Below are 738 nucleotides of genomic sequence, written 5' to 3' on the forward strand. Positions count from 1 at the left end.
CGACTGCCCCGTGAGCGCGGCGCTCGGGAACGCCGACAGGAACAGCACCGTCTGCGCGACGTCCTGCACCGTCGTGAACACGCCGTCGACCGTGTTGCCGAGCATCACCTTCTTGATCACTTCCTCTTCGCTGATCCCGAGCTCCTTCGCCTGCTCCGGAATCTGCTTGTCGACGAGCGGCGTGCGCACGAAGCCCGGACACACGACGTGCGAGCGCACGTTGTGCTTCGCGCCTTCCTTCGCCAGCACGCGCGCCAGGCCGAGCAGACCGTGCTTGGCCGTCACGTAGGCCGACTTCAGCGGCGACGCTTCGTGCGAATGCACCGAACCCATGTAGATCACGACGCCGCCGCGATCATCCTTGTACATGTGCTTGAGCGCGGCCTTCGTCGTCAGGAACGCGCCGTCGACGTGGATCGCCTGCATCTTCTTCCAGTCGGAGAACGAGTAATTCTCGATCGGATTGACGATCTGGATGCCGGCGTTCGACACGAGGATGTCGACCGAGCCGAACGCTTCAGCAACCTTGTCGATGCCGCTGTTCACGGCGTCCTCATTGGTCACGTCCATCGCGACGCCGATCGCCTTGCCGCCTGCCTTGTTGATCTCGTCGGCAACCGCGTTCGCGCCGTCCTGGTTCAGGTCGGCGATCGCGACGGCCGCGCCCGCCTTGGCGAGCTCCAGTGCGATTTCCTTGCCGATGCCGCTTGCGGCGCCCGTGACGACTGCGGTCTTGCC

1 protein-coding gene is annotated in these 738 nt (G+C 64.8%); it reads right to left on the bottom strand.

Translation table 11 applies throughout. The features are described from left to right. The coding region (locus F3J14_RS35255; RefSeq protein ID WP_148094074.1) for a 3-hydroxybutyrate dehydrogenase at nt 1-738 on the bottom strand (738 nt) is incomplete at both ends.

The organism is Burkholderia sp. Tr-862 (assembly GCF_011753085.1).
GTDB lineage: Bacteria > Pseudomonadota > Gammaproteobacteria > Burkholderiales > Burkholderiaceae > Burkholderia > Burkholderia ambifaria.